This is a genomic window from Comamonas sp. Z1 (assembly GCF_008121555.1).
GTDB classification, from domain to species: domain Bacteria; phylum Pseudomonadota; class Gammaproteobacteria; order Burkholderiales; family Burkholderiaceae_C; genus Comamonas; species Comamonas thiooxydans.
In genome coordinates, this window is record NZ_VOQT01000049.1 from 1 (window position 1) to 3971 (window position 3971).

At 59.0% G+C, this 3971-nt stretch carries 3 protein-coding genes and 3 pseudogenes; all 6 read right to left on the reverse strand.

What is annotated here, in order from left to right; all coding sequences use genetic code 11:
* Positions 1 to 176 precede the first annotated feature (176 nt).
* Positions 177 to 278, reverse strand: a pseudogene (locus tag FSY45_RS28465) (IS3 family transposase); the annotation flags it as partial.
* A pseudogene (locus FSY45_RS27585) lies at positions 272 to 618 on the reverse strand (transposase); the annotation flags it as partial. The pseudogenes FSY45_RS27585 and FSY45_RS28465, both read right to left, overlap by 7 nt.
* A 97-nt stretch (positions 619 to 715) precedes the next feature.
* Entirely contained in the window at positions 716 to 1642 is a 927-nt protein-coding gene (locus tag FSY45_RS27590) for a LysR family transcriptional regulator (protein WP_059441886.1), read from the reverse strand.
* Between the two features lie 103 nt (positions 1643 to 1745).
* A complete protein-coding gene (locus FSY45_RS27595; protein ID WP_187427623.1) occupies positions 1746 to 2723 on the reverse strand; it encodes a tripartite tricarboxylate transporter substrate binding protein in 978 nt (325 codons plus the stop codon).
* A 76-nt stretch (positions 2724 to 2799) separates the two neighbouring features.
* Entirely contained in the window at positions 2800 to 3471 is a 672-nt protein-coding gene (locus tag FSY45_RS27600) for an isochorismatase family protein (RefSeq protein ID WP_059441884.1), read from the reverse strand.
* A gap of 234 nt (positions 3472 to 3705) precedes the next feature.
* Positions 3706 to 3846 (reverse strand): annotated as a pseudogene (locus FSY45_RS27605) (IS3 family transposase); the annotation flags it as partial.
* Between the last annotated feature and the right edge of the window lie 125 nt (positions 3847 to 3971).

The following is a 3971-nucleotide window of genomic DNA, read 5'->3' on the forward strand; positions in this document are numbered from 1 at the left end:
CGACTGGATGTGGACTTACAATCACGAGCGCCCAAATATGGCATTGGGCGGCTTTACCCCGAAGCAGCGGCTGGCCATGGCCGCTTAGTTTCTACTTCTGCCGACTGTGGAAAACGGGGGCATTACCGAATTCTTGGATTACTCAGTGGGCTGCTGCCGGTTCTGTGGACACCGGCCTAAGCTTCTTGAGCTTTCTCGAACTGTATGGGACTGACGTAGCCAAGCGTCGAATGGCGCCGGGTCGGGTTGTAGAACCTCTTGATGTAATCGAACACATCATCACCATCGGCCAGACTCCTCGGTGTTTCGCCATAAAGCCGAACTTCACAACGCCTGCCTTGCAAAGTAGGCCGCCGCTTTTTTCACCAGGTCGGGCTCCATCCTGAGCTTGGCGTTTTCCCTCTTGAGGCGCTCAATTTCGGCCTGCTCGGGCTTCATCACGCCTTGGCCAGGAAAAGCCTGCTGCGGGTCAGCCGCCAGTTCGCGTATCCATATGCGTAGTGCGTTCTCGTGAACATCAAGGTCTCGTGCAGCCTGCGCCACTGGCACACCTCGATTTTTGACCAGCTTTACAGCTTTCAGTTTGAATTCTCGGCTGAATTGCCGTTTCTTTTCCATAACCATCTCCGGTTTCACCTTCACACCTTAACAAGGTGTCTACGAAACCGGCAGCAGCCCATGGGGGCAGGTTGCCGGCTAGATGATTTTCAGAACCCTATAGCCGCATGCCGTAAGGCCCCAGCTTCTCCGTCACCATGGCGATAGTGCGGTCCAGCAGCCGGTCTAGGCCGTGCGCCTCCCAGCTTTTTTCATTCCCCGAATGGGTCCGCCGCACGATGTACAGCGTCGATTTGAGCGGGAATCCCGAGATGCGTTTGGCCACCAGGCGCCCAGATTCAAGTTCCCGGGCGACCGAGCCATAGGGCATGATGCTGCTGGCTTCGCCCTGCAGCACAAGGTCCCGGATCGCGGCGATCGACTGGACCTCATACGCGACCTTCAGGTCGGCCAGCGGCACACCCGCGGCACGCGACAGGATGCGGCGGCCGATGTCCCTTCGCGAGCCCAGCGCGAGCTTGCTGTTCAAGACCTCCTCCATCGCAATCTCCGCCGGGGCTTTTTTCTTGCCGGCCGCGGTGACGAAAAGAATCTCTTCCTCCATCACCGCCGTTAGCAGCAGCTTGGGGCGCGGCTCTATTTCGTAGGCCAGGGCCACGTCGAGCTCTTCGCGCTCTATCGCGTCGGCCAGGAAAAAGCTGGGCCCTTCCACCAGGCTGAAGGCCAGGTCGTCAAAATCACGCTCGGCCATGAGCTGGAGGTGGGTGCCCACTAGCAGCGTGAGGCTGGTCGTCAGCCCCAGCGACACCGGCTCCCGCGCGGCGTTGTGAAGCTGGGTCACGTCTTTGCGCGTCTGCTCCAGCTGCTCAAAGATCAGGTTGGCCCGGCTGTAAAGCAGCTGGCCGGCCACGGTGGGCTCCACACCGCGCGAATGCCGGTGCAGCAGGGTCACTCCCAGCTCCGCTTCCAGCTCGCGTATGTGCAGGCCCAGCGCCGGCTGCGCCACATGCAGCTTTTTGGCGGCGCGTGTAATGTTGCACAGGTCCACCGCGGTCACAAAATAGCGGAGTTGCTTGAGGTTCAAGAAGCCTGTCCCCTGTATTCAGCCGAAAAATTCACAGCAAAGAAAAAACGAAAAAAGGACGTCATGGAATCCCATGCGTCCTTCAGCCGGAACAGCGCAGCACTTATTCGATGCTGATTTTCGCGTCGTTTATCACTTTTTCCCAGCGCGCCGAGTCTTCCTTGTTGCGCTGCTTGATCTCGTCCCGCGTCAGGCTCAGCGGCTCCACGCCCTGCACCGCCAGGATTTTGCGGGCTTCTTCGGTCGAGAAAACTTTTTTGGCTTGTGCAATCCACTTTTCAATCACTTCATTGGGTGTGCCGTTTGGCGCCACCAAGAACACCCACACGCTGCCTTCATAACCCGGCAGGCCGGATTCGGCAATCGTCGGCGTGTCGGGCAGGGCGGACACGCGTTTTTTCGTGGTCACGCCCAGGGCCTTCAGTTTGCCAGATTTGATGTGCTGCAGCACGGCCGTGATCGGCGAGAACACCATGTCGATCTGGCCCGCCAGCAAATCGTTCACGGCCAGCGAGGTGCCCTTGTAAGGCACATGCACCATGTCTACCTTGGTCATGGTCTTGAACAGCTCCGCCGCGAGGTGGTGCGTGGTTCCGGCGCCGGCCGTGCCGAAGGTCAGCTTGCCCGGGTTGGCTTTCGCATACGCAATCAGTTCCGGAACCGTCTTCGCCGCCACCTTGGCGCTCACCGTCAGCACCAGCGGGATGTCGGCCAGGGTTGCCACCGGCGTCAGCTCGCGGTCCACGTTGAAAGGCAGGCGCTTGTACAGCAGCGGCGCGACAGACCACAGCTCATTCGGGATCACCATCAGCGTGTAGCCGTCCGGCTTGGACTTCGCCACATAACTCATGCCGATCTGGCCGCTCGCACCCGGGCGGTTTTCCACAATCACGCTGCCGCCGAAATCCGCGTCCATCTTCGAGGCCAGGTAGCGCGCCACATAGTCCGTGCCGCCGCCCGCGGAATAGCCGTCGATGATACGGACAGGATGGTCGGGATAGGGGTCGGCCGCCGTCGCTTGCGTTGCGGCCAGAATGCCCGCGCACAACAGGAAGAGCGTTTTCTGGATCATGGGGTGCATACACATACCTCTGAAAGAAAAAAAGTGGAAGGTAGTTGTAGAAGAAGAATGAAGAAGAAGAGGAAAAAACGCCGCTTTATGCAGCCAGAGTTACCGGGGCCTCGATGGTGCGCAAATACGCCAGCGTGGCCTCCAGCGACACCACGTCGGCATACTTGGCCTGCAGGTCGAACAGGCTCTGGTCGTGCGCCGCCACAGAACGGTCGCCTACCGCCTCGCGAACCACCATGGGCCGGAAGCCGTTCTGGCACGCATCCACCGCGCTGGCCCGCACACAGCCGCTGGTCGACGTGCCCACAATGATCAGCGTGTCGGCCCTCGCGCTGACTAGCCGTGAAACCAGGTCCGTTCCAAAAAAGCAGGACGCATATTTTTTGTATATCAAGGCATCACGCGGCCCCATAGCCAGCCGCGGGTCCACTTCATGCCCGTCACCCGCCGCCATCAGGCTGGCCGTGCCTTTTTGCTTGAGCGCCCAGACACCCGCATCGCGCAGCTGTGCATCGTCATAACGCACACTCGTAAAAATGACCTGGATGTCTTTCTGGTGCGCGATATCCAGCAAGGCATTCGTCGCCCTGATCTGCGTTGTCAGGTCTGCGCCCAGCGGGCGGTTCGCATCGGTAAAACCCTTGGTCAGGTCCACCACCAGCAGCACCGGTCTGGCGCCAAAACCAATGGGAAACCCGAACCCGCGCTCGTGAAAAAACTCGGCATCGGAAACAGGGGAGGGGGGCGTGGTGGTCATGTCAAACGGTGCTGTTGAAGTGAAACTATTACAGCATCGTGACTTCCATGCTGTCCAAGACAGATTGTGTTTAGGAGCCAGACATTTTTTGGTTACGCGGGCCTGGGGCCGGTATCCGCGCTGGGATGGCCCGTGGCCGCCGCCAAACTTGTGACCTTGCCCCTACAGGGACTTCTCACGCTGTCAAGAGATACGGTATTCCTTGGGGGGTGCGGATAAAAAATTGGACTGGTTTTATGCCCCTAGCCCTAGGCTCACACGGTATTCAATGGGGCTGAGAGAGCTGAGAGAGATCTTGATCCGCTTCTCGTTGTACCAGCGGATGTAGGAATCGACCACCTCAAAGAATTGCTCAACGGTGGGGCTCTTCCAGTCGGGGTCTCCTCGTTTTCAGTGCAATAAGTGACGGTACGCAAAGCTAGCACTGGCGCGGGGGTGGTCTGGGTAGACCGTTGATTTCATTGACTTTCCTGTTCGCTTTGTAAACGGGTATGGTGGCC